The following is a 23,171-nucleotide window of genomic DNA, read 5'->3' on the forward strand; positions in this document are numbered from 1 at the left end:
GCCGATCGGCACATTTCAAAGGGCAGTTGAGCAGGAGGAACAGCCCGATCGGCATCTGCCGCCGGCCCTTCCCGAGCGCCAGTCTTGAGTCATCGCACCGGCCACGGGGCCGGAGCCGAAGGGAGTGCACCGCCATGTCGAAGCTCATGATCAATGCCCGTCTGTCCGACCACCGGATCGGCCCGGTCGACGCGGTCGTGCCGGACGTCCCGCCCGCCCCGCGCTGGGCCCGGATCGCCGCCGCGGCCGCCGCGCTCAGCACGGTTCCCTCGGGACTGTGGCGGATCGTCTTCGGCTTCGGCGTCCCGCTCGGTTTCAGCGGGGCGACGGCTGCGGCGTACGCGGCGCACCAGCCGGGCTGGGGCACGGTCTACTGCGTGGCGCTGAGTGCGCTGGCGGAGGGGCTGGCGTTCCTGACCGTGGGCCTGGTCCGGCCCTGGGGGCAGGTGGCTCCGCGCTGGATCCCGCTGATAGGCGGCCGACGGGTGCGCCCCCTGTTCGCCGTCGTTCCGGCCTTGTTGGGCGCACTCGTCCTGACCGGGCTGGGGCTGTTCGCCCTGTTCGGCGGCTGGGCCGGGAACCTGGCCGAGGCGGATTCGCCGCACGGCCTCAGCGCCCTGGTGATGACTCTCGCCTACCTGCCCCTGGTCGCCTGGGGTCCGCTACTGGGCGCGGTCACGGTCGACTACGCCCGCCGGACTCTGTGGCGGCGCCGGTGACGAGGGCCGCGGGTCAGACTGGAGCCGGCTCCGGGCTCGGCTGCTCCGCCTCGGGTGCGCTCTCGCCCGCGCTCGCGGCCGGGAGCGGCGCAGGGGCGGTCCGCCGCCCCCACTCGGTCGCGATCAACACCAGGGCTGCGCCGAGCAGGGCGAGCGGGCCCATCCGGTTCCCGGCCACGGTGAGGCCGAAGACGGCGGCCCACAGCGGTTCGGTGCCGAGCAGCAGGCTCACCCGGGACGGCGAGGTGGCCCGGACGGCCCACATCTGGACGAAGAAGGCGAACAGGGTGCAGAACAGGGACAGATGCAGCAGCCAGGCCCACTGGCCGGCCCCGTACGAGCGGGCGATGGTCCAGGGAGCGGGCCCGACGGAGAGCGCGACCACGGCGAACACCGTGGTGGCCGAGGCGAGTTGGACCCAGGTGACGGCCAGCATGTCGGTGTGGCGGACGGCTCGGGCACGGGCCGTCGCCAGGACGTACGCCGAGCGGACGAGGGCGGCGCCCAGCACCAGCAGGTCGCCGAGGGTCGGAGGGCGCAGCCCGCCGTCGCCGGTGAGCAGGGCTACGCCGAGGACGGCCAGCCCGGCGGCCGCGAGGAAGGCCCGCGGCGGTGCGGTCCGGGCGAGGGCGCTCTCACCGAGCGGGGTGAGCACCATCGCGAGGCTGATGATCAGCCCGGCATTGGTCGCGGAGGTGTGCACGGCGCCGTAGGTCTCCAGCAGGAAGATCCCACTGAGGACCAGGCCCAGCGTGGCGCCGCCGAGCCATTCGGCGCGGCTCAGCTTCCGCAGGGAGCGCCAGGCGACCAGCCCGAGTAGCGGCAGCACCAGCCCGAAGCGCAGGACGAGCATCGCCACGACCGTCTCCGGGTCGGCCACCCGCTGGACGGCGAGGAAGCTCGATCCCCACACCACTGCCACGAGCAGGACCGGTAGATCGCGAAGGATCGATGAGGACGAGAACGAGGACAGGGAGGCGCGCATGAGGAGGATCCCTCCGTACGAACGGAACCGGCGGGTGCGAGGACCGTACGGCGTCGGACGGACCCGGGAGCTGGGCGTGTGGCTCAGCGGGGGACGGGGCGAGGGGTGGAGCACGGGGGCGCCATCTTCGCGCACCGGGCCGCCGGTGATCAATGCCCCTGCCGGGCGCCGGCGGGTCAGGCGGCGAGCAGACCGTTCGTCTCGGCGATGTCCTCGATGTCGGCTGGAGTACCGGACATGATGGCGCGGACGTGCTCGGTGACGAGCTCGGTCGGCCAGTCCCACCAGGCGGCGCGGAGGAGGCGTTCGATGCCGGTGTCGTCGAAGCGGCGTCGGATCGGGCGGGCGGGGTTGCCGCCGACGATCGTGTAGGGCTCGACGTCGGCGGTGACCACCGCACCGGCCGCGATGATCGCTCCGTCGCCGATCCGGACGCCCGGCAGGACGGTGGCGCCGAAGCCGAACCAGACGTCGTTGCCGACCACGGTGTCACCGCGGCTGGGCAGGCCCGTGACGATGTCGAGGGTCTGCTCGGTCCAGCTGCCGCCGAACATCGTGAAGGGGAAGGTGGAGACGCCGATGGCCGGGTGGGCGGCCCCGGCCATCAGGAAGCGGGTGCCGGTGGCGATCGCGCAGTACTTGCCGATCACCAGCCGTTCGGGGCCGTAGGCGTAGAGGACGTTGCGCTCCTCGAAGCGGGTGGCTCCGTCAGGGTCGTCGAAGTACGTGTACTCGCCGACCTGGATCCTCGGGTCGGTGACGAGCGGGCGCAGCAGGACCACTCGGTCGTGGCCGGCGAGCGGGTGGAGGGCGGTCGGGTCGGGGATGGCACGGGTGGTCACACAGGCTCCTCTCGTAATGCGACTTGAGTCGCATTACGATGAGCATGGCACGACCACCACCCCGCAGCAAGCCTTAATGCGACAGGAGTCGACTTTGAGCGAGGCCACCCTTCCCGACCGGCAGCCGCCCCGCACGCCCACCCCGCGCCCGGGCGGGCGCAGCGCCCGGGTCCGCGCGGAGGTGGTCGCCGCCACGCTCGCCGAGGTCACCGAGAAGGGGTACGACGGACTCACCGCCGAGGCCGTCGCGGCACGCTCCGGCGTCCACAAGGCGACTCTCTACCGGCGGTGGGGCGGAGTGGACGGCCTGATCGCCGACGCCCTGACCGCCTCCGCCAACCAGCCCTGGCCACTGCCCGACACCGGAGACCTCCAGGAGGACCTCCGCCGCATCACCCAGGAGGTGTTCAGCGTCTTCACCGACCCGGAGCGGGGTTCCACGCCCACCGCGCTGATCTCCGCCGCCCAACGCTCCGACGTCGGCGCGGCCGCCCTGCGGGGGTTCTTCGCGGCCCGCCACCGCCAGGCCGCCGAGGTCGCCGAACGGGCCGTTGCGCGGGGAGACCTGCCCGTCGGGACGGACGGCGTCGAGGTGATCAGGGCCGCCACGGCCCCGCTCTACTACCGGCTGTTCGTCACCGGCGAACCGCTGGACGCCGGCACCGCCGAACGGGCCGCCGACGCCGCCGCCCTCGCCGCCCGGGCCGGTCTGTTCACGCCCACCCCGAAGGAGAACTGACACCACGTCACCATCGACAGCCGAAGGAGCACCGGCCGCCCCAGCCCCCTACCGAAGACCCACCCGGCCGTGGATGATTCCTCCATGACAAGCATGCCGTCCACCACCCCCCGGAAGGCCCGTCACGTGAAGCGCAAGCACTGGGCGCTGGTCGCCGCCGCCACCGTCCTCCCGCTCGCGGCGAGCCCCGACACGGCCGTCGCGGCCCCCTCCGGCGCCACCCCCACCCCGAGCGCGGCCTGCACCTACACACCGGCCGTCCCGGCCGACAACTTCAAGGGCATCCCGGTCTTCGACGCCGCGAAGGCGGCCCGCCCCTACCAGGTGACCGTGCGCACCAACCAGGGCCCGATCACCTTCGAGGCACTGACCGACAAGGCGCCCTGCACCACCTTCTCGTTCCGCTTCCTCGCCGAGCACGACTACTTCGACCGCAGCCACTGCCACCGGCTCACCACCCAGCGGATCTACGTGTTGCAGTGCGGCGACCCGACCGGGACGGGCAGCGGCGGTCCGGGCTACTCCTTCCCGGACGAGAACCTGACCGGCGCCACCTACCCGGCCGGCACCGTGGCCATGGCCAACGCCGGTCCGAACACCAACGGCAGCCAGTTCTTCATCGTCTGGAAGGACACCAAGCTCTCCCCCGCCTACACCCCGTTCGGCCGGGTGACGGCCGGCTTGGACGTCCTGCAGAAGATCGCCGCCGCAGGCGAGGACGACCAGAACGGCCCGGGCGACGGATTCCCGAACGTCCCCGTGAACATCCGCCACGTGAAGATCGGCAAGCGCTGATCCACCGGCCGGGCAGGCGAGCAGGCGAACACAAGGGGGTGGACCGGGCGGCACCGGTCCGGCGCGCAGCGGTCCGGCCCGCCCCCTCGCCGCTCCCGTACGGTGGCAGCACCACCGACACCGCAGGGAGCAGCACCGCATGGACAGCCGGATCTGGGAGAGCGTCGACCACCTGGTCGCGTGGCTGGACGATCAGAGCACCCAGTCGCCGCAGGAGGAACGCCTGCTGCGCCTGCTCAAGCTCTCCGAGGAGATCGGCGAGGTCGGCGCCGCGGTGATCGGCGCGACCGGGCAGAACCCGCGCAAGGGCGTCACCCACACCTGGGAGGACGTCCAGCACGAGCTCTGCGACGTCGTGTTCAGCGCCCTGGTCGCCCTGCGGACGCTCACCCCCGACGCGGCCCGGGTGTTCGACGAGCGCCTCGCCTACGTCGAACAGCGCTCCGCCGCCTCCCGCGACACGGCGGAGCAGGAGACGGCCGAGCAAGATCCTTCAACGCGGGGGACGACGGAACAGGGGACGGGGGCGCAGGGGACGGCACCGAAGTCGCCCTGAACGGCGCCGCCCCGAGCACCCGGCACCCCGCCGACCGCCGCCCCACCGCCCCACCGCCCCGAGCGCCCCGGCACCCCCGCCACCTCAGGCGTTCGGCGCGACCCTCGCCAGCCCGTTGATCACGCGGTCCATCGCGTCGCCGCCCTGCGGGTCGGTGAGGTTGGCGAGCAGCTTGAGGGTGAAGCGCATCAGGAGCGGGCGCGGCAGGCCGTGCTGGGCGGCGAGCTGCATCACCTTGGGGTTGCCGATGAGCTTCACGAAGGCGCGGCCGAGCGTGTAGTAGCCGCCGTACACGTCCTTGAGGATGCGCGGGTAGGCCTGCAGGGCGCGCTCGCGGCCGCCCTCGGTGACGCGGGCGTGGGCCTGCACGATGACGCCGGCGGCGATCTGGCCGGATTCCATCGCGTAGGCGATGCCCTCGCCGTTGAACGGGTTGACCATGCCGCCCGCGTCGCCGACCAGCAGCAGGCCGCGGGTGTAGTGCGGCTGCCGGTTGAAGGCCATCGGCAGGGCGGCGCCGCGGATCGGCTCGGTCATGTTCTCGGGGGTGTAGCCCCACTCGGCGGGCATGCTCGCGCACCAGGCCTTGAGCACCTCGCGCCAGTCGAGTTCACCGAAGGCGGGCGAGGAGTTGAGGATGCCGAGGCCGACGTTGGAGGTGCCGTCGCCCATGCCGAAGACCCAGCCGTAGCCGGGGAGCAGCTTGCGCTGGTCGCCGCGGGTGTCCCACAGCTCCAGCCAGGACTCCAGGTAGTCGTCGTCGTGGCGCGGCGAGTTGAAGTAGGTGCGGTAGGCGACGCCCATCGGGCGGTCCTCGCGGCGGTGCAGGCCCATGGCGAGGGAGAGCCGGGTGGAGTTGCCGTCCGCGGCGACGACCAGCGGGGCGCGGAAGGTGACCGGTCGCTTCTCCTCGCCGAGCTTGGCGGTGACGCCGACGATCCGGCCGGTGCGCTCGTCCAGGACCGGGCCGCTGACGTTGCAGCGCTCGTAGAGCCGGGCGCCGGCCTTCTCGGCCTGACGGGCGAGCAGTTCGTCGAAGTCGGCGCGCTTGCGGACCAGGCCGTAGTCGGGGAAGGAGGCCAGCTCGGGCCAGTCCAGCTCCAGTCGGACGCCGCCGCCGATGATGCGCAGGCCCTTGTTGTGCAGCCAGCCGTTCTCGGTGGAGACGTCGATGCCCATGTCCACCAGCTGCTTGGTGGCGCGCGGGGTGAGGCCGTCGCCGCAGACCTTCTCGCGCGGGAAGGCGGTCTTCTCCAGCAGCAGGACGTCCAGTCCGGCCTGGGCGAGGTAGTACGCCGTGGTGGCACCGGCCGGGCCCGCGCCGACCACGATGACGTCGGCGGTGCTCTCGACCGTGCTGTCCGGCTTCGTCAGATCGGATGCGGTCTCGGACACGTGGACACACTCCTGGAGCTGCGGCGGGGATGGCGGCTTTTGTCTCCGGCAGTCTAGTTCCGCTCACGCTGCCGGAGACTCCTGCGGTCCCCGTGCTCCGCCGCGTACCGCCCCCCTGCGGCTACGCCTGCTTGTACCCGCGGTGCAGCGCGACGATCCCGCCGGTCAGGTTCCGCCAGGCGACCTTGGACCAGCCGCTCTCCTGCATCCGGGAGGCCAGCGTGGGCTGGTCCGGCCAGACCCGGATGGACTCGGCCAGGTACACGTACGCGTCCGGGTTGCTGCTGACGGCGGTGGCGACGGGCGGCAGCGCGCGCATCAGGTACTCGGTGTAGACGGTCCGGAACGGCGTCCAGGTCGGCGTGGAGAACTCGCAGATCACCAGCTTGCCGCCGGGCTTGGTGACCCGGTGCATCTCGCGCAGCGCCGCGTCGGTCTCCTGGACGTTGCGCAGCGCGAAGGAGATCGTCACCGAGTCGAAGGTGTCGTCCGCGAACGGGAGCCGGGTGGCGTCGCCGGCGGTGAGCGGCAGCTCGGGGTGGCGGCGCTTGCCCTCGGTGAGCATGCCGACCGAGAAGTCGCACGGGACGACGTCGGCCCCGGCCTCGGCGAAGGGCAGCGAGGAGGTGCCGGTGCCGGCTCCGAGGTCGAGCACGAGGTCCCCCGGTCCCGCGGCCACCGCCTCGGCCACCGCCCGGCGCCAGGCGCGGGCCTGGCCGAGGGAGAGCACGTCGTTGGTGAGGTCGTACTTGGCCGCGACGTCGTCGAACATGGCGGCGACTTCGTGCGGCTGCTTGTCCAGGGAGGCTCGGGTCACGCCCCCCATTGTTCACCCTGCGACGGCTGCCCCGACCAACGGGGGCTCGGTGCGATCCGCCGACGGGGGCTCAGTGCGATCCGCGCCGCCCGCCCGCGCGACGGCGGCGGCGCGAGCGCTTGCCCTGGGTGATCGCGGGCATCCCCTCGGCCAGGGCGCCGGTCGCCATGGCCAGGTTGGCGCTGAGCCGGCCCTGCCCGCCGCGGACGGCGACGGCCCGCCGGTGGCGCCGGATGCGCAGCATGCAGATCACGAACAGCACGACGGCGACGGGGACGCTGAACCGGGCCAGGCCGACGCCGACGGGCTGCGGGTAGGTGTCGCCGCAGATCCGGACGGCGCCCGGGTCGTCGGCCGCGTGTTCCAGGCAGACGGCGTCGCCGAGCCTGATGCCGTCGGCGAGCGGCAGCGCGGCGGCGGTGTGCGGCTGACCGCTGACCTTGTAGCTGACGGCGCTGTAGGTGCCGCCGCCGGTCGGCAGCTGGGTGACGACGCCCTCGACCCTGACCGGGTGGGCCGCGATCCGGTCGGCCTGGTCGGCCTGGCGCCAACCGAGCAGGCACATCCCGACGGCCAGCACGGCGCTGAGCACGGCGGCGAGGTACCAACCACGGCCCATCCGCGGGGTTCGCGGCGGGGGGACGGTCGCGGTTCGCATGGTTCCTGTCCTGGCTTGCCTCCGGGGCCTGGGACACGGCCCCGCCGCCCGCGGGCACGGGTGGTGGTGTGGTGAGGGTACGGAGTGAGCTGTCCGGGATCGTATCCGCTGGCGGGCCCTCAGGTCACGGTGAAGGGACAATCACCCCCCTGGGAGGGCACGGCAGTTCGGGTGCACACGAAGGAAGTCCCCTGCACGGCAAGGCAATCCGCCTACTGATGGGTACGTCACACCGGAGGGCTCACGCCCGCCTCCGCCCGCCGGCCGTCACCCCTTCGAGCCGCCCCGCAAGCGACCCGGTGAGCGACCCGGCAAGCCGCCCCCGCGGGCGGTCACCTCCGCCGGTACACCAACCGCCCGGCCAGCACGGTCGCCAGGCACCCACCGGCCGCCGGCCGGACCCCGCCCTCCTCCGCCTCCTCCGCCGCCACCGGGAACACCACGAAGTCCGCCCGCCCACCGGCCGCGACCCGCCCGTGCACGGCCCGGGCGAGCGGCAGCACCGCCAACGGGTCCAGCAGGCCCGCCCCTTCGCCCAGCTCCCCAGCCCCCGACGCCCCCGGCCCCGGCCCCGGCCCCGGCCCCGGCCCCGCCAACGCCACCAGCCCCGACCGCGCCACCGCCGTCCGCACCGCGGGCCGCGCGAACGGCCCGGCCACCGCCGTCACGCCGAACCCGAGCATCCGCTGCAGGCCGCGCCGCGCACTGGCTCCGTACCGGGCCTCGTCGGTGCAGCCGACCAGCCCGTCCACGACCGGCTCGACGCCGATCTCCTCCCGCGGGTCCGGGTGGTAGTCCCGTTCCAGCAGCCGCTGCCCGCAGGGGTTGCGCAGGCCGGGCGCGAGCAGGGCCCGGCCCCAGTCCCGGACCCGGGCCGACGGATGGGCCGCCGCCAGGTCCGCGTACGGGCCGACGGCCTCGACCAGTTCACCGCGCACCACCACCGCCCCGTCGGCGAAGGACGGGGCGGTGGGTGCGGCGGGGTCGGGCAGCAGGAACTCGGCCCGGTGCAGGGTCAGCACGGCGTCGACCGGAGCGGTCTCGGGTGTCCGTGGTCCTCGGTCGTCCGGGGCCTCAGCCGTTGTCCAGGATCTTGAGCTCGGGGTGCGCCGTGCCGCCCTCGATCGCCGTGGAGGCGATGTGCGAGGCGACCCGGGGGTCGACCGGGTCGTTGGCCGGGTCGTCCAGCACCCGCAGGTGCTCGTAGGTGGTGGCGCGCTGCGCCGGGACGCGGTCGGCGGCGCGGATGAGGTGGATCAGCTCGGTGAGGTTGGAGCGGTGCTTGGCACCGGCCGCCGAGACGACGTTCTCCTCCAGCATCACGGAGCCCAGGTCGTCGGCGCCGTAGTGCAGCGACAGCTGTCCCGCCTCCTTGCCGGTGGTGAGCCAGGAGCCCTGGATGTGGGCGATGTTGTCGAGGAACAGGCGGGCGATCGCGATCATCCGCAGGTACTCGAAGACGGTGGCCTGGGTCGAGCCCTTGAGGTGGTTGTTCTGCGGCTGGTAGGTGTACGGGATGAAGGCGCGGAAGCCGCCGGTGCGGTCCTGCACGTCGCGGATCATCCGCAGGTGCTCGATCCGCTCGGCGTTGGTCTCGCCGGTGCCCATCAGCATGGTGGAGGTGGACTCCACGCCGAGGCCGTGCGCGGCCTCCATGATCTCCAGCCAGCGCTCGCCGGACTCCTTGAGCGGGGCGATCGCCTTGCGCGGCCGCTCGGGGAGCAGCTCGGCGCCGGCGCCGGCGAAGGAGTCCAGGCCCGCCTTGTGGATCCGGGTGATGGCCTCCTCGATGGAGACGCCCGAGATCCGGGACATGTGCTCGACCTCGGAGGCGCCCAGCGAGTGGATCACCAGCTGGGGGAAGTCGGCCTTGATCGCCGAGAAGGCGCGCTCGTAGTACTCGACGCCGTAGTCCGGGTGGTGGCCGCCCTGGAACATGATCTGGGTGCCGCCCAGCTCGACCGTCTCGGCGCAGCGGCGCAGGATCTCGTCGAGCTCGCGGGACCAGCCCTTGTCGCTCTTCGGCGGCACGTAGAAGGCGCAGAACTTGCACGCCGTCACGCAGACGTTGGTGTAGTTGATGTTGCGCTCGATGATGTACGTCGCGATGTGCTCGGTACCCGCGTAGCGGCGGCGGCGCACCGCGTCGGCGGCGGAGCCGAGCGCGTGCAGCGGCGCCGAGCGGTAGAGCTCCAGCGCCTCCTCCGGGGTGATCCGGCCGCCGGCGGCGGCCCGGTCGAGCACGGCCTGCAGGTCGGTGCTGGACGCATCGAGGGTGGTCGCTGCGAGCTCGGTCACCTGGCGGCCTTCTCTCTCTCAAGTGCAACTCGGGTACGGCCGAACCAGCCTACGCCAGGCCTTTCGGACGCCCGCGTCAGCCCGCTGAACTGCGCCTCGACCCGTCCCACCGCGCCGCCCGCAGCGACCCGCTACCGACCCGCCGAGCCGGTCCTGCGCAAGGTGCCGGCCGGGTTCCCGGCGGCCGGGTCGGCGGAGGTGAAGCGGATCGTCCCGTCGGACCGCAGGCTCAGGGTCTCCGTGTTGGAGCCGCCGGTGCAGGCACCGGGGAGGGAGGAGCGCACCAGCCGGGACCGGAACACCAGCTCGGTGCCGGAGACCGACGTGAGCGTCCAGGCGCCCTCGCAGCTGATCGAGATCAGCCCGGAGACGCCGTTGTGGCTGGTGGTGGCCTCCTGGCCGATCGCCGCCTGGCGGACGGTGAGCGTGGTGGTGCCGCCGGGCAGCCCCTTGTCGGTGACCATGTCGCCGCTCCAGGTGCCCAGGAACGCCGCGGGCACCGCCCCCGGCCCACCCGTCCCGGACGGCGGGGCCGCCCCGGACGCCGCCGTGGAAGGAGACACCGGCTCGGAGGGCGACGCCCCCTCCGTCCCACCCGGCACGAAGGCCCCCGGCGACGCGACGGCCTGGCCCGGGTCCACGGACGGCACGGGCAGCGGCCCCAGGGTCGGCACCGACACCACCGGCTCGGACGGCCCGGTCATCGCGTACCACCCGTACCCGGCGCCCCCGAGCACCGCGACCACCAGCACCGCCGCCACCGCGGTTCCTGCCCGGCGGCGCCGACGGGCGAGCCCCTGCTCCTCCCCCGTCCCGGCCGGGTAGCTGCACAGCGGCAGCGGCCCGTCCCCCTCCCCTTCTCCCGACGCCGACTCCGACGCCGACTCCGACTCCGCATCCTGCGCCGACGCCGACGCCCACGTCGACGTGTACGACGCGTCCGGCGGCGCCTCCCCCTGCGCCCCCTCCAGGTCCAGCAGCTCCACCGCGCTGCGCCCCACCCCGGCCGCCAGCGCCGGCGGCAGCCAGTCGCCCCGCCCGAGCAGGGCGGCGGCCGCGCCGTCCGGGTCGAGGCGGGCGGCCAGTTGCCGCGGGGTGGGCCGGGCGGCCGGGTCCTTGGCGAGGCAGTCGAGGACGACCGCCCGCAGCGCCTCGGGCAGTCCGGTGACGTCCGGTTCCTCGTGGAGCACCCGGTAGAGCAGGACGGCCGCGCTGACGTCCGCTCCGAAGGGGTGGACCCCGGTGGCGGCGAAGGCCAGGACGGCGCCGAGCGAGAAGACGTCCCCGGCCGGTCCGGCCGGCTGCCCGTTCGCCTGTTCGGGCGACATGAAGCCGGGTGAGCCCACCACATAACCCGAACGGGTGAAACCACTGGTCGCGTCCAGGGCCCGGGCGATCCCGAAGTCGATCAGCCGCGGGCCGTCCAGCGTGAGCAGCACGTTGGAGGGTTTGACGTCGCGGTGCACCAGGCCGAGCCCGTGCACATGGGCGAGTGCCCCGGCGAGCCCGACGCCGAGGGCGCGGACGGCGGCCTCCGGCAGCGGGCCGTGTGCCCGGACGGCGTCGGCGAGTGCGGGGCCCGCGACGTAGCCGGTGGCGACCCAGGGCTGCTCGCCCTCGGTGTCGGCGTCCAGGACGGGGGCGGTCCAGGCACCGCCGACCCGTCGGGCGGCGGCCACCTCCTGCCGGAACCGGGCGCGGAACTCGGCGTCGTCCGCGAGTTCGGCCCGGACCACCTTGACGGCGACGGTGCGCCCGCCGGCCGTCCGGCCGAGGTAGACCCGGCCCATCCCGCCCGAGCCGAGCCGTCGCAACAGCCGGTAGGCGCCCACCTGGCGCGGATCGTCCGACCCCAGTGCCCGCATGTCCCGCACGCTCCCCTCGCCCACCCCGCACCCGCGCGGGACCCCGCCGGACGCACCTCGGGAGCAGACCGTACCGGGCCGGACCGACCCGCCGCCCGACCGCCGCCCGACCCGCCCGCAGGCCGGACCGACGGCCCGACCGCCGCGCCCCGCCGGACCAGCGCGAACACCGTCCGCACCCCCGCGAACGCGCCGTCCGCACCCCACGCGAAGGGGCCGGCCGCACCACCACCGTGGTCCGGCCGGCCCCTCCCGCGGACGGCGGGACGGAGGCGGACCCTACGGCCCGACCGGCAGCGCCGCCGGCTCCAGCAGTCGCACCGTCACGTCCGGCGCGAAGCCGCTGTCGTGGGCGACCCGCCGGGCGAACTCGGCGACCCCGGCGAGCTGCCGCCCGCCGAGCGAGAAGTCGAGCGCCTCGCTGAAGTACCGCTCCAGCACGTCCGCCCCGATGGTCTCCCAACGGGCGGCCTGCTCGGCCACCTTGGCGGCCTCGACCAGCGAGAGGTCCCGCGACTCCAGGAAGGCCCGGTGGACGGCCGCGGTGAGCTCGGGGCAGCGTTCGGCGAACTCGCGGCGCACGGCCCAGACCGCGAAGACGAACGGCAGTCCGGTCCACTCCTTCCACATCTCGCCGAGGTCGTGGACGGTCAGCCCGAGGTCGGCGGCCTGGCCGAGGTAGGCGCGCAGGGCCGGGTCGCCGATCAGGACGGCGGCGTCGGCCTCGGCGAGCATCGCGCTGAGGTCCGGGGGGCAGGTGAAGTAGTCGGGGCGCACGCCCTCCCGCTCCTCCAGGAGCAGGCGGGCGAGCCGGACGGAGGTGCGGCTGGTGGAGCCGAGGGCGACCCGGCGGCCGTCGAGGTCGGCGAGCGGCACCTTGCTCACGATCAGGCAGGACATCACCGGGCCGTCGCTGCCGACCGCGATGTCGGGCAGGACCAGCAGGTCCTCGGCGTTGCGCAGGTACTCCACGCAGGTGATCGGGCCGATGTCGAGGGAGCCGCCGACGAGCTGGTCGCTCAGCTTCTCCGGGGTGTCCTTGGTGAGGTCGAGGTCGAGCAGGTTGCCGGTCCTGGCGAGGCCCCAGTAGAGGGGGACGCAGTTCAGGAACTGAATGTGGCCGACCCTCGGCCTGACCGGGGTGGTCTCCTGGTGCTCGGGCTCCCGCGTTTGTCCGTCCGGTGCTGCCACTGCGGCGCTCCCTTGCTGTTCGTGCGCTTCCCCACGGCGCTGTTCGTGCGTTTCACCGCAGCGTATGCCTGCTGTTCGCGACGGCTCGCACCGGCCACCCGACACGCGCGCGGGCGCTTCCGGACCGGCGCGCGGGCGCCTCCCGGCGGACTCGTGCGGGCCCCCAACACGCCTGCCCGCGCCCGTAACCAGCCCCGTCGGGGGGCCTACGACACGCGTCGTCCGAAGGGCAAGTGACCCCTGGTCGTCACAGCGGCCGCATGCTAGCGTTGCCCTCAGTTGCAGTTTGATTCCCCTTGCAGTACTTGAAGCCTGCGGAGCATGTAACCGCGGGCTTTTTGTAGTTTTTCAGCAATATCGAAAAACTTCGGACTCGTCCGGAGGCAGGGCGATCAGCGCAGCGGACCGGGGACCACACGGTGTGGCCCCCGACACGCATCGCAAGGAGAACGGCATGGCTCAGGGAACCGTCAAGTGGTTCAACGCTGAGAAGGGCTTCGGCTTCATCGCCCAGGAGGGCGGCGGCCCCGACGTCTTCGTCCACTACTCCGCCATCAATGCGAACGGCTTCCGTTCGCTGGAGGAGAACCAGGCGGTCACCTTCGACGTCACCCAGGGTCCGAAGGGCCCGCAGGCGGAGAACGTCACCGCCGTCTGATCATCCTCTGATGTTCTGATCGCTCGGGACCCTTCGGGTCCGCCGGCGGCTCCCGACAGCCGTCACCATGAGCACAAGAGCAGCACCCAAGGGGGCCTGCCCATCGCGGCGGGCCCCCTGCCTTTTCCCGGCAGACGGGGAGGGGCAGGAGTAGGCCGAAGGGCCCTCCCCGTCTGCCGGGAGAGGGCCCTTCGTGTCGCACCGATCGCACCGACGATCGAACGGCGTGCCGAGGATCAGGCAGCGCGATCGGCCGGCGTGCCGACGATCAGCCGGCGTGCCGAGGATCAGGCAGCGACCGGAACCGCGGCCTTCGGCGCGTCCTCCTCGTACAGGTCCCCGGAGGGGTTGTTGTACGCGGCCACGTCCAGGATCCGCTCCCGCGCCGCGACCACGACCGGCACGACCACCTGGCCGGCGACGTTGGTGGCGGTGCGCATCATGTCCAGGATCGGGTCGATGGCCAGCAGCAGGCCGACGCCCTCCAGCGGCAGGCCCAGGGTGGACAGGGTCAGCGTCAGCATGATGATCGCGCCGGTGAGGCCCGCGGTGGCGGCCGAGCCGACGACCGAGACGAAGGCGATCAGGATGTAGTCCTTGATGCCCAGTTCGATGTTGTAGACCTGGGCGACGAAGATCGCGGCGACGGCCGGGTAGATCGAGGCGCAGCCGTCCATCTTGGTGGTGGCGCCGAACGGCACGGAGAACGAGGCGTACTCGCTCGGGACGCCGAGGCGCTCGGTGACGCGGCGGGTGACCGGCAGGGTGCCGACCGAGGAGCGCGAGACGAAGGCCAGCTGGATGGCGGGCCAGGCGCCCTTGAAGAAGTGCAGCGGGTTGAGGCCCGCGGCGAAGCGCAGCACCAACGAGTAGACGACGAACAGCACCAGGGCGCAGCCGACGTAGATGTCGAGGGTCAGCGTGGCGAAGGGCTTGAGCAGGTCCCAGCCGTACTTGGCGACGGACTTGCCGATCAGGCCGAGGGTGCCGAGCGGGGAGAGCCGGATGACCCACCACAGCGCGGTCTGGGTCAGCTCCAGCACGGTCTCGCTGAGCTTGAGGACCGGCTCGGCCTTGGTGCCGAGCTTGATGATCGCGGCGCCGACCACGACCGCCATGAAGACGATCTGCAGCACGTTCACCTTGACGAAGGCGTCGACGATGTTGGTCGGGAAGATCCCGGTCAGGAAGTCGATCCAGGTGCCCTTGGAGTCGAGCGCCTTGAGGCCGTCGGTCTTGAGGTTGGTGCCCTGGCCGGGGTTGGTCAGCAGGCCCAGGCCCAGGCCGATGCCGACCGCGATCAGCGAGGTGATCATGAACCAGAGCAGCGTGCGGGTGGCCAGGCGGGCCGCGTTGGTGACGTTGCGCAGGTTGGCGACGCTCACCACGATCGCGGTGAAGACCAGCGGCGGCACGGCCAGCTTGAGCAGCTGGACGAAGATCTTGCCGATCGTCTCCAGGGTGGTGGCCAGCCAGGAGACGTCGGCGGCGCGGGCCAGGTAGCCGAGGCCGACGCCGAGCACGAGGCCGGCGACGATCTGCACCCAGAACGGTGTCTTGCGGATGCGGGTGAGCAGGGACGGCGACGAGGTCGCCTCGGGCGCTGTGGACATGGGGGTGCGACTCCGGGGGAGGGCGTTGCTGGCGGTGGGGCGGGGCGGAGGCGGCGGCACGGCTCGGGGCCGGACGGGGAGAGGTCACGAACCCCGGTCAGGGGCGTGCCGCCGCGATACAGCTCATGGCTGCGCAGCTCATGGCGCGACAACGGCGCGGGCTGTCCACAGCACCGTTCAGCGCACCCGGGCGGGCGGCGCCGGGCAGCGGGCCCGGGCCGTGCATCCGCAGTGCGTCTGAGGTGGTCACGGCCGATACGTTAGCAGTAAAGGTTTGAGATGTTCAAAGTACTTGTTTGAGATCGAGCCACGGCCACTCCCCACCCGGCAGTGAGATCCGGACACGAACGAAGCTGACGCCCCATCAGCCCCACCTTCCGGTCGGATTGACCGAACGGCAGTTATACGTATAACTTTGACGGCGTCCCCACCCTCCCCTGCCCTGACCGGAGAAGACCACCGATGGGCTACCTCGCCCTGCTCCGCGCCCCGCACGTCTCCCGACTCCTGCTCGGCACCCTGCTCGGCCGCCTGCCCGCCGGTATGACCGCCCTGGTGATCGCCCTCGCCCTGCGCGAGGCCGGCGTCCCGTACGGCCGGATCGGACTGGCCACCTCCGTGTACGCGCTCGCCGCCGCCGTCGGCGGGCCGGTGCTCGGCCGGATCGTCGACCGCACCGGCCAGCCGCGCGTCCTGCTCGCCTCCGCCGTGGTGGCCGGCGGCGGGTACGCGCTGCTCGCCCTCGCCCCCGGCTCCCCGCTCGCCGCGCCGCTCGGCGCCGCCGTCGCCGGCCTGGCGATGCCGCCGCTGGAACCCTGCCTGCGCTCGCTCTGGCCGAACGTGGTCGACGAGGAGCAGCTCGACACCGCGTACGCCTTCGACTCCGCCTCCCAGCAGATCCTCTACGTGGCCGGACCGCTGGCCGTGGCCGGGATCGCCGGCCTGTTCAGCCCGGTCGCCGCGCTCTGGGTGGCCGCCGGACTCGGACTGGCCGGTGCACTGGTGGTCGCCACCACCGCACCGGCCCGGGCCTGGCGCGCCCCCGCCCGCGACCACTCCGCCGGACTGCTCGGCCCGCTGCGCTCCCCCGGCCTGGTCCTGCTGCTGGTCGGACTCGCCGGGGCCGGCTGGGCGGTCGGCGCGCAGAACGTCCTGTTCATCGCCTACGCCGAGCAGCACGCCGACGGCCTGCCCGGCGGCGGGGGCACCCTGCTGGCGCTGGCCGCGCTCGGCGGCCTGCTCGGCGCGCTCGCCTACGGCATGGTCACCTGGCGGCAGAGCACCGCGACCCGCACCTGGCTGATGGCCCTCGCCATGGCCGCCTCCTACCTGCCGCTGGTCACCCTGCCCGGCCCGTACCCGATGGCCGCACTGGCCTTCCTCTCCGGCGTCATGCTGGCCCCGCTGCTGGCGGCCGCCTTCGTCCTGGTCGCCGAACTGGCCCCGACCGGGACAGTCACCGAGGCTTTCGCCTGGCTGGTGACCCTGTTCGCCACCGGCAACTCGCTCGGCTACGCGGTCTCCGGCCACCTCGCCGAGGGATCGCTGCGCCCGGTCGCGGTGTGCGCGGCCGGCGGGATCACCCTGGGCGGCCTGGTGCTGTTCGGCGCCCGGCGCTGGTTCCGCGGCGCGCCGGTGGCGCCGCTCGCCGAACCCGTCCCGGTGGGCTGACCCCCACCCCCACAGACGACTGCGCCCGCCGGGGTCTGGCCGGCGGGCGCAGTCATGTCCTCCGTTCGTTCGGTTACGGCGATCAGCTGTGGCGGCCCCGACGACCCCAGGCGATCACCGAGAACAGCACCCCGCTGCCGAGCGCACCGGCCGCGAGCAGCAGCGGGAGCATCCCGTTGCCACCGGTACCGGGCAGCTGTCCGCCACCGTGGGTCCACGAGGGCGACGGGGTGTGCGTGGGCGTGCGCGTGTGCGTGTGCGTCGGGGGTGTGCGTCGGCGTGCCGGGCTCACTCGTGGTCGGGCTCCCGCTCGGCGACGGGCTGTGGGTCGGGCTCGGCGAGGCGGACGGAGACGGCGACGGCGACGGCGACGGCGACGGCGCCCCGGTCGGGGAGGGCGAGTTCGTCGGCGAAGGCGAAGGCGAGCTCGCCGGCACCACCCCCATGTCCAGGTCCAGGTCCCGCCGTCCGCCCTCCAGCCGCACCGTCCGGGTGATCCCCGCCGCCGGGTCGGCGTCCGAGTCCAGCGCCGGGTCCGTACCGGCGTGGCGCACGGTGGCCTTCGCCCCGTCCGGGATGGTCGTCAGGTCGAAGCGCACCGCGTACTCCCCGTCCGGCAGCTTGTCGAACAGGTAGTGCCCGCTCGTGTCGGTGGCGGTGGTGACGGGCTTGCCCGTCCGGTCCCGGACCGGCTGCCCCGTTCCGTCCAGCAGTGCGACCCGTACGCCCGGCACGCCGGCGGCGCCGGGCTTCTGGCTGCCGCTGCCGTCGCGGTCGAGCCAGACGAAGTCGCCGAGCGCATTGTTCGGCAGGACGGGGGCGGTCACGCCGACGCCGACCTTGGCGGGCTCGGCGGGCAGCAGCGGACTGCCGCCGGAGTCGGTGGCGGTGTAGGCGAAGCTGTTCCAGGCGAAGTCGGCGTTGCCGGCGTCGACCGAGGCGACCATCGGCCAGGTCAGGGTGAACACCCCGCCGGGCGCCAGGGTGCCGGGGCGGCGGACCCGGAACCAGGTGGTGGTGGCGGGTGCCGGGAAGGTGCTGCTCCACCGGGCGCCGGGGTCGCAGGGGCCGGGCACGGTGATGGCGCCGGTGACGCACGGGTCGGGCGAGGTGGTGTACTCGATCACCACGGTCGGGTCGCTGGAGGTCAGCGGCTGGTTTCACTCATTGGGACCATCCCGGCAGGGCGGCAGCACGAGCGGCCGTCAGGTCGCTTCCGGGTTCGGGACCTGGGACGGGTTCGGGACTTAGGACGGGGACGGAGCCGGGGCCGTCGAGGAGCGCAGCACCAGCGAGGTGGCCAGCGGCGCGACCGGTTCCACCCGCTCGCCGGCCAGCAGTCCGGCGAGCGCGGCCGCCCCCGCCCGGCCCAGCTCCTCGCCGGGCAGGTCGACGGTGGTCAGCGGCGGGGCGAGCAGCCCGGAGACGGCGACGTTGTCCATACCGACCACCGACAGGTCGTCCGGCACCCGCAACCCCCGCTCGGCGGCGGCCTGGTAGACCCCGGAGGCGACCACGTCGTCGTCGCAGATCACCGCACGCGGACGGTCCGCCCGTTCCAGCAGCTCCCCCGCCACGCTCCGCGCGGCTGCGTGACCGTCGTTCAGGCTCACACCCAACTCCACTACGTCCAGGCCGAGTTCACGCACGGCCTGTTCGAAGGCGGCCTGCCGGACCCGGAACGTATACGCGGCGTGGGTGGACCGCAGGTGCCCGATCCGGCGGTGCCCCAGAGCGGCCAGGTGCTCGACGGCGGCCCGCATCCCGCCGGCCACGTCGAGCTCGACGGTCGGGCGCGCCCGGTCGGTGCCGGGGTCGGCGTCCAGGAAGACCGCGGGGGTGTCCGACGGCAGCTCGCCGAGCTGGCTGTCGTCCGGGGAGCAGATCAGCAGACCGTCGAAGCGGCCCGCGGTGGCGGCCTCGGCCAGGGTCGCGCTGCCCCAGCCCGAGCTGACCACGACCGCCAGGCCGTGCCGGCCGGCCTCGTGGTGGACGCCCTCCAGCACCCGGCCGAAGAACGGGCCCTGGAGGTTGGGCACGGCAAGCATGATCATTCCGCTGCGGCCCAGCCGCAGCTGCCGGCCGGCGGCCTGCGGGCGGTAGCCCAGGCTGCGGGCGGCCTCACGGACCCGCGCCCGGGTCGCCTCGGAGACCCGGCGACCGGCCTCGGCGCCGGAGAAGACCAGCGACACGGTGGCCTGGGAGACCCCGGCCAGCCTGGCCACGTCCCGCCCGGTGGGCCTGCGCACGGGCGCCGGCCACGTCCCGGCGGCACGCCCGGTGCGGGTGCCGGTACCGGCGTCGATCTCGGTCTCGATCTCGGCGCCGGCGTCAGTGCCGATGCCCGTGCTCGGGTGCGGATCGGCGGGTACCGCGGGCACGTTCGGCACGGCGGGGCGCGCCCCGGGTCAGCTCTGCCGGGAGGATGCCGCGCGGGCGGCGTCGTCCGCGGCGTCCTCCTCGGCGTTCTGCGCGGCGATCCGGTCGGCGGTGCGGCTGCGCATCCCGGAGACCTTGGTGGTGATCTGGGAGGACATCTCGTCGCGCTGCTTGCTCAGCAGCACGTAGCTGAGGGGCGCGGAGGCGATCGCGGCCAGCAGGAACAGGAAGATCATCCCGGACTCACCGCTCACCGGGATGACCTGGAAGTGCCCGAGCAGCAGGGCGACCAGCAGGCAGGCGAGGAAGATGCTGGCCCGCATGGAGGTGTAGCGGAGCGTGGCGTGCGACTTCTGCGGGCCGTTGCTGCTCACTGGGACACATCCTTCTGGTTCGAGCCGGGGCGGGTCTCCCAGTCAAGCATGCCTGACACCGGGCGCGGGCCAGGGGGCCGCCGTCCCTCCTCGACGGCCGGTCGGCGCAGGTCCAGCCACATGGTGACGTCGTCGCGGTCGTCCCCGGGGGCGACCCGGATCGCGGCCGGCACCCGGCCCACCTCCCGGTAGCCGCAGCGGGCATAGAAGCGCTCCAGCCCCAGGCCGCCGCGCGCGGTGAGCCGCAGCGACTCCAGGCCCCAGGCGCGGGCGACCCGCTCGGCCTCGGCGAGCAACTCGGCACCGTGGCCGAGGCCCTGGAAGTCGGGGTGCACCATGACCCGCTTGAGCATCCGCCAGTGCTCCATCGGCGCGAAACGCATCGACGCGAAGAACAGCACCCCGACCAGCCGGCCGGTCGCGCTCTCGTGCGCGACCAGGAGGCGGTCGGGGCCGTCCGGGGCGAGCCCGGCGAACTGACGGTCGGCGGTGTCCCAGACCTCCTCCTCGGTGACCGGGGCCACGAAGCCGACCGCACCGCCGGCGTTGGTCACGTCCGTCCACAGCCGGACCACGGCGGTGCGCAGGTCGGGGTCGGGCTTCGGGTCGAGAGTGAAGGTGAGCGCCATGAATGCGGAGCCTAGCCCTCCGCTCCGACGGGCCGGACGGCCATGGCGGCCCGTACGGCCGGATCAGACGCACGTCTGAACCGGGCGGACGCGTCCTGTTGGACGGACGTCCGATCCAGACGCACGGGCGGGCCGGGCGCATGGGCGGATCAGACGGACGTACCTGTCAGACGGACGTCCGTACCCGGCACCCGCACCGCCGGACGGACGTACGTGCCAGACGTACGTCCGTCCCATCCGCCCGCCCCTCCCCGCGCGCGTCCCCGCGCCCCTCAGGACAGGGCGGGCACCGCCCGGTCGCCCGACCGCCCGGTGCGCAGCGCCAGGCAGAGTCCGACCGCGACCGCGCACAGCGCGCCGGCGCCGTACCAGGTGAGGTCGTAGTTCCCGAGCGCGTCGCGGGCCAGCCCGGCCAGCCCGGCGACGACGGCCGCGCCGATCTGGTGGGCGGCGAGCACCCAGCCGAAGACGATCGGGGCGTCCTCGCCGAACTGCCGACGGCAGAGCGCGACGGTCGGCGGCACGGTCGCCACCCAGTCCAGGCCGTAGAAGACGACGAAGGCGAGGATCGGCGGGTGCAGCGAGCCGGCCAGCAGCTGCGGCAGCAGGAGCAGGGAGACGCCGCGCAGCCCGTAGTAGACGGTGAGCAGCAGCCGGGAGTCGACCCGGTCGGTGAGCCAGCCGCTGAACACGGTGCCGACCACGTCGAACACGCCGATCAGGGCGAGCAGGCTCGCGGCGGTGGTGACGGGCATGCCGTGGTCGTGCGCGGCCGGGATGAAGTGGGTGCCGACCAGGCCGGCGGTGGTGGCGCCGCAGATCGCGAAGGAGCCGGCCAGCAGCCAGAACTGCCGGGTGCGGGCGGCGTCGCGCAGCACCCGCAGCGTGCGGGCCAGGGCGCGGCCGTCCCGGGCCGGCTCGGGCGGGGCCTCGGTGGCGCCGTACGGGAGCAGGCCGAGGTCGGCGGGGCGCTCGCGCATCAGCAGCAGGACGGGCACGGCGACGGCGCTGGCCGCGAGCGAGACCACGACCACGGCCGAGCGCCAGCCGTGCTGTTCGACCAGCCAGGCGCCGACCGGCAGGAAGACCAGGTTGCCGGCCGCCCCGGCGGCGGTGAGCACTCCGGTGACCAGGCCTTGGCGGGCCTGGAACCAGCGGCCGGTGATGGTGGTGGCGAAGGCGCCGGCCATCGAGCCGCTGCCGAGGCCGACCAGGACGCCCCAGCAGAGGATGAGCTGCCAGGGCTGGCGCATCAGCATGGTGAGGCCGGCGCCGACCGAGATGGTGAGCAGCGCGCAGACCACCACCAGGCGCACGCCGAAACGGTCCATCAGGGCGGCGGCGAAGGGGGCGGTGAGGCCGTAGAGGGTGAGGTTGACGGAGGTGGCGCTGGCGATCGTCGCGAGCGACCAGCCGAACTCGTTGTGCAGGGCGTCCATCATCAGGCTGGGCGTGGAGCGGAAGCCGGCCGAGCCGAGCAGGACCAGCAGGGCGACGGCGGCCACCACCCAGGCGTAGTGCACCCGGGGGCGCCGGCCGGGGGCGGGTATCGGGACGGTGGGGGGCGTGGAGGCGGCGAGGGCACTGCGTTCGGTCACGTGGACGAGTCTCCCGGGCGGGCGCCGCCCGGACGAGTGGCCCGAATGACAGCTTTCGCAAGAATCGGGCCACGCCCGGCGCGTACCCTGGCCCGGACCCCGCACCGCCCGCACGCCCGCCCACACCGCCCGCCCGCACCGCCCGCCCGCACCGCCCGGCCGCACCGCCCGGCCGCACCCCGGGCGGGCCCCGGGCGGGCCCCGGCCGCACCCCGGGCGGGCCCCCTGGAAAGGAACGGCATGACGCACCTCGTCGCGGTACTCGCCCTGCGGGGTGTGATCGCCTTCGAACTCGGCATCCCCGCGCGGATCTTCGGCAACGCCAAGGACGGCTCCGGCCGGCCGCTCTACCGGGTGGCCACCTGCACCCTGGACGGCGGACCGGTCGCCACCAGCGCCGACTTCCGGATCTCGGTCGACCACGGGCCCGAACTGCTGGAGCGGGCCGACACGGTGGTGGTCCCGGCCTCCCACGACGCCGCCCCGGACGGCGCGGACGCCGCCTTCACCCCCGAACTGGCCGCCGCCCTGCGGCGGATCCGGCCCGGTGCCCGGCTGATGTCGATCTGCACCGGCTCCTTCCTGCTGGCCGCCGCCGGTCTGCTGGACGGCCGCCCGGCCACCACCCACTGGCGCTACACCGAGCGCTTCGCCCGGGCCTTCCCGAAGGTCCGGCTGGACCCGGACGTGCTCTACACCGACGACGGCGACGTCCTGACCTCCGGCGGGGTGGCCGCCGGGGTGGACCTCTGCCTGCACGTGGTGCGCCGCGACCACGGCAGCGCGGTCGCCAACGCGGTGGCCCGCAACTGCCTGGTGCCGCCCTGGCGCGACGGTGGCCAGAAGCAGTATGTGGAGGCCCCGAGCCCGGTGGAGACCGGGGGCGCCGGCACCGCCGCCGTGCGCGCCTGGGCGCTGGAGCACCTGGACGGGCCGCTGCCGTTGAACCGGCTCGCCGAGCGGGCGGGCATGAGCGTGCGGACCTTCACCCGGCGCTTCCGCGAGGAGACCGGCGCCAGCCCCGGCCAGTGGATCACCACCCAGCGCACCGAGCGGGCCCGGCAGTTGCTGGAGCGCACGGACCTGACGATCGACCAGGTCGCCCGGGAGTCCGGTTTCGGCACCGCCGCCTCACTGCGGTTGCAGCTGCGCGGCCGATTGGACGTGGCCCCGAGCGCCTACCGGCGTACCTTCCGGACCGCCCCGCTCTGAGCAACGGCCGCACCGGGACGGGCGGGTGGAGCCGCCTGGCCGGAATTCGATCGTCCGGAGCGGGCACCACGGACGGCGGCCGGCCGCCTGCGCGCCGAGCGCAGCGTGCCGGGCCGCCGTCCGATCACGGCGCACGGGCCCTGAACCCGCGCCGGGCCCTCCGCACTCGCCGAGGAG

At 73.7% G+C, this 23,171-nt stretch carries 21 protein-coding genes and 1 pseudogene; 7 read left to right on the plus strand and 15 right to left on the minus strand.

The features are described from left to right. Window positions 1–134 precede the first annotated feature (134 nt). Window positions 135–719 carry a hypothetical protein gene (locus tag ACFY2K_RS29830; RefSeq protein ID WP_387715544.1) on the plus strand — a complete coding sequence of 195 codons (585 nt, stop codon included), beginning with the start codon at window positions 135–137 and terminating at the stop codon, window positions 717–719. Window positions 720–732: 13 nt separating this feature from the next. Here the strand turns inward: ACFY2K_RS29830 and ACFY2K_RS29835 are convergent, their stop codons facing one another. Next, entirely contained in the window at window positions 733–1,704 is a 972-nt protein-coding gene (locus tag ACFY2K_RS29835; RefSeq protein WP_387715547.1) for a DMT family transporter, read from the minus strand. Between the two features lie 176 nt (window positions 1,705–1,880). Next, window positions 1,881–2,546, minus strand: a complete 666-nt coding sequence (locus ACFY2K_RS29840) for a CatB-related O-acetyltransferase (protein WP_387715550.1) — start codon at window positions 2,544–2,546, stop codon at window positions 1,881–1,883. 94 nt (window positions 2,547–2,640) lie between these two features. On the opposite strand from ACFY2K_RS29840, the gene ACFY2K_RS29845 reads away from it, so the two are divergent. The 3 genes from ACFY2K_RS29845 (at window position 2,641) to ACFY2K_RS29855 (ending at window position 4,636) form a co-directional block, all read left to right on the plus strand. Continuing rightward, window positions 2,641–3,285: a TetR/AcrR family transcriptional regulator gene (locus ACFY2K_RS29845; protein WP_387715552.1), complete on the plus strand. Its 645-nt coding sequence runs from the start codon at window positions 2,641–2,643 to the stop codon at window positions 3,283–3,285. Window positions 3,286–3,369: 84 nt separating this feature from the next. Beyond that, complete coding sequence (locus ACFY2K_RS29850; protein WP_387715555.1) at window positions 3,370–4,080, plus strand: peptidylprolyl isomerase; 711 nt, start codon at window positions 3,370–3,372, stop codon at window positions 4,078–4,080. Between the two features lie 139 nt (window positions 4,081–4,219). Beyond that, window positions 4,220–4,636, plus strand: a complete 417-nt coding sequence (locus ACFY2K_RS29855) for a MazG-like family protein (protein WP_380590742.1) — start codon at window positions 4,220–4,222, stop codon at window positions 4,634–4,636. 84 nt (window positions 4,637–4,720) lie between these two features. Here ACFY2K_RS29855 and ACFY2K_RS29860 read toward each other — a convergent pair whose 3' ends face one another. The 7 genes from ACFY2K_RS29860 to ACFY2K_RS29890 form a co-directional block, all read right to left on the minus strand. After that, a complete protein-coding gene (locus tag ACFY2K_RS29860) occupies window positions 4,721–6,010 on the minus strand; it encodes a geranylgeranyl reductase family protein (RefSeq protein WP_375889202.1) in 1,290 nt (429 codons plus the stop codon). Window positions 6,011–6,152: 142 nt separating this feature from the next. Next, complete coding sequence (locus tag ACFY2K_RS29865) at window positions 6,153–6,848, minus strand: demethylmenaquinone methyltransferase (protein ID WP_380399106.1); 696 nt, start codon at window positions 6,846–6,848, stop codon at window positions 6,153–6,155. A gap of 70 nt (window positions 6,849–6,918) precedes the next feature. Continuing rightward, window positions 6,919–7,506, minus strand: coding sequence for a hypothetical protein (locus ACFY2K_RS29870; protein WP_375888948.1), 588 nt, complete (start codon window positions 7,504–7,506; stop codon window positions 6,919–6,921). A gap of 332 nt (window positions 7,507–7,838) precedes the next feature. Beyond that, the gene (locus tag ACFY2K_RS29875; RefSeq protein ID WP_387715560.1) at window positions 7,839–8,528 is read right to left on the minus strand and encodes a hypothetical protein; all 690 of its coding nucleotides are present in this window, start codon (window positions 8,526–8,528) and stop codon (window positions 7,839–7,841) included. 52 nt (window positions 8,529–8,580) lie between these two features. Continuing rightward, a complete protein-coding gene (mqnC, locus tag ACFY2K_RS29880; protein WP_380590738.1) occupies window positions 8,581–9,804 on the minus strand; it encodes a cyclic dehypoxanthinyl futalosine synthase in 1,224 nt (407 codons plus the stop codon). A gap of 131 nt (window positions 9,805–9,935) precedes the next feature. Continuing rightward, on the minus strand, window positions 9,936–11,669 hold the full coding sequence (locus ACFY2K_RS29885) for a serine/threonine-protein kinase (protein ID WP_387715563.1): 1,734 nt from the start codon (window positions 11,667–11,669) through the stop codon (window positions 9,936–9,938). 279 nt (window positions 11,670–11,948) lie between these two features. After that, window positions 11,949–12,860, minus strand: a complete 912-nt coding sequence (locus ACFY2K_RS29890) for a menaquinone biosynthetic enzyme MqnA/MqnD family protein (protein WP_375888937.1) — start codon at window positions 12,858–12,860, stop codon at window positions 11,949–11,951. Between the two features lie 454 nt (window positions 12,861–13,314). Here ACFY2K_RS29890 and ACFY2K_RS29895 point away from each other — a divergent pair, with 454 nt between their 5' ends. Further along, window positions 13,315–13,518, plus strand: a complete 204-nt coding sequence (locus tag ACFY2K_RS29895) for a cold-shock protein (protein WP_030287184.1) — start codon at window positions 13,315–13,317, stop codon at window positions 13,516–13,518. Window positions 13,519–13,805: 287 nt separating this feature from the next. Here the strand turns inward: ACFY2K_RS29895 and ACFY2K_RS29900 are convergent, their stop codons facing one another. Continuing rightward, window positions 13,806–15,131: a dicarboxylate/amino acid:cation symporter gene (locus ACFY2K_RS29900; protein ID WP_375888933.1), complete on the minus strand. Its 1,326-nt coding sequence runs from the start codon at window positions 15,129–15,131 to the stop codon at window positions 13,806–13,808. A 462-nt stretch (window positions 15,132–15,593) separates the two neighbouring features. Here ACFY2K_RS29900 and ACFY2K_RS29905 point away from each other — a divergent pair, with 462 nt between their 5' ends. Further along, entirely contained in the window at window positions 15,594–16,802 is a 1,209-nt protein-coding gene (locus ACFY2K_RS29905) for an MFS transporter (RefSeq protein ID WP_375888930.1), read from the plus strand. 449 nt (window positions 16,803–17,251) lie between these two features. On the opposite strand, the pseudogene ACFY2K_RS29910 reads toward ACFY2K_RS29905, so the two are convergent. The 5 genes and pseudogenes from ACFY2K_RS29910 to ACFY2K_RS29930 all read right to left on the minus strand — a co-directional run. After that, window positions 17,252–17,749, minus strand: a pseudogene (locus ACFY2K_RS29910) (SdrD B-like domain-containing protein); the annotation flags it as partial. 300 nt (window positions 17,750–18,049) lie between these two features. Next, on the minus strand, window positions 18,050–19,183 hold the full coding sequence (locus ACFY2K_RS29915; RefSeq protein WP_387715568.1) for a LacI family DNA-binding transcriptional regulator: 1,134 nt from the start codon (window positions 19,181–19,183) through the stop codon (window positions 18,050–18,052). A 27-nt stretch (window positions 19,184–19,210) separates the two neighbouring features. Continuing rightward, complete coding sequence (locus tag ACFY2K_RS29920) at window positions 19,211–19,555, minus strand: DUF4229 domain-containing protein (RefSeq protein ID WP_375888924.1); 345 nt, start codon at window positions 19,553–19,555, stop codon at window positions 19,211–19,213. Next, window positions 19,552–20,184: a GNAT family N-acetyltransferase gene (locus tag ACFY2K_RS29925; RefSeq protein WP_380590732.1), complete on the minus strand. Its 633-nt coding sequence runs from the start codon at window positions 20,182–20,184 to the stop codon at window positions 19,552–19,554. Before ACFY2K_RS29925 ends, ACFY2K_RS29920 begins: the two co-directional genes overlap by 4 nt. A 272-nt stretch (window positions 20,185–20,456) precedes the next feature. Next, window positions 20,457–21,782, minus strand: a complete 1,326-nt coding sequence (locus tag ACFY2K_RS29930) for an MFS transporter (RefSeq protein ID WP_380521839.1) — start codon at window positions 21,780–21,782, stop codon at window positions 20,457–20,459. Between the two features lie 240 nt (window positions 21,783–22,022). On the opposite strand from ACFY2K_RS29930, the gene ACFY2K_RS29935 reads away from it, so the two are divergent. Beyond that, a complete protein-coding gene (locus tag ACFY2K_RS29935) occupies window positions 22,023–22,994 on the plus strand; it encodes a GlxA family transcriptional regulator (RefSeq protein ID WP_380521841.1) in 972 nt (323 codons plus the stop codon). The last annotated feature ends 177 nt before the right edge of the window (window positions 22,995–23,171 follow it).

The organism is Kitasatospora sp. NPDC001309 (assembly GCF_042896295.1).
Taxonomy (GTDB): domain Bacteria; phylum Actinomycetota; class Actinomycetes; order Streptomycetales; family Streptomycetaceae; genus Kitasatospora.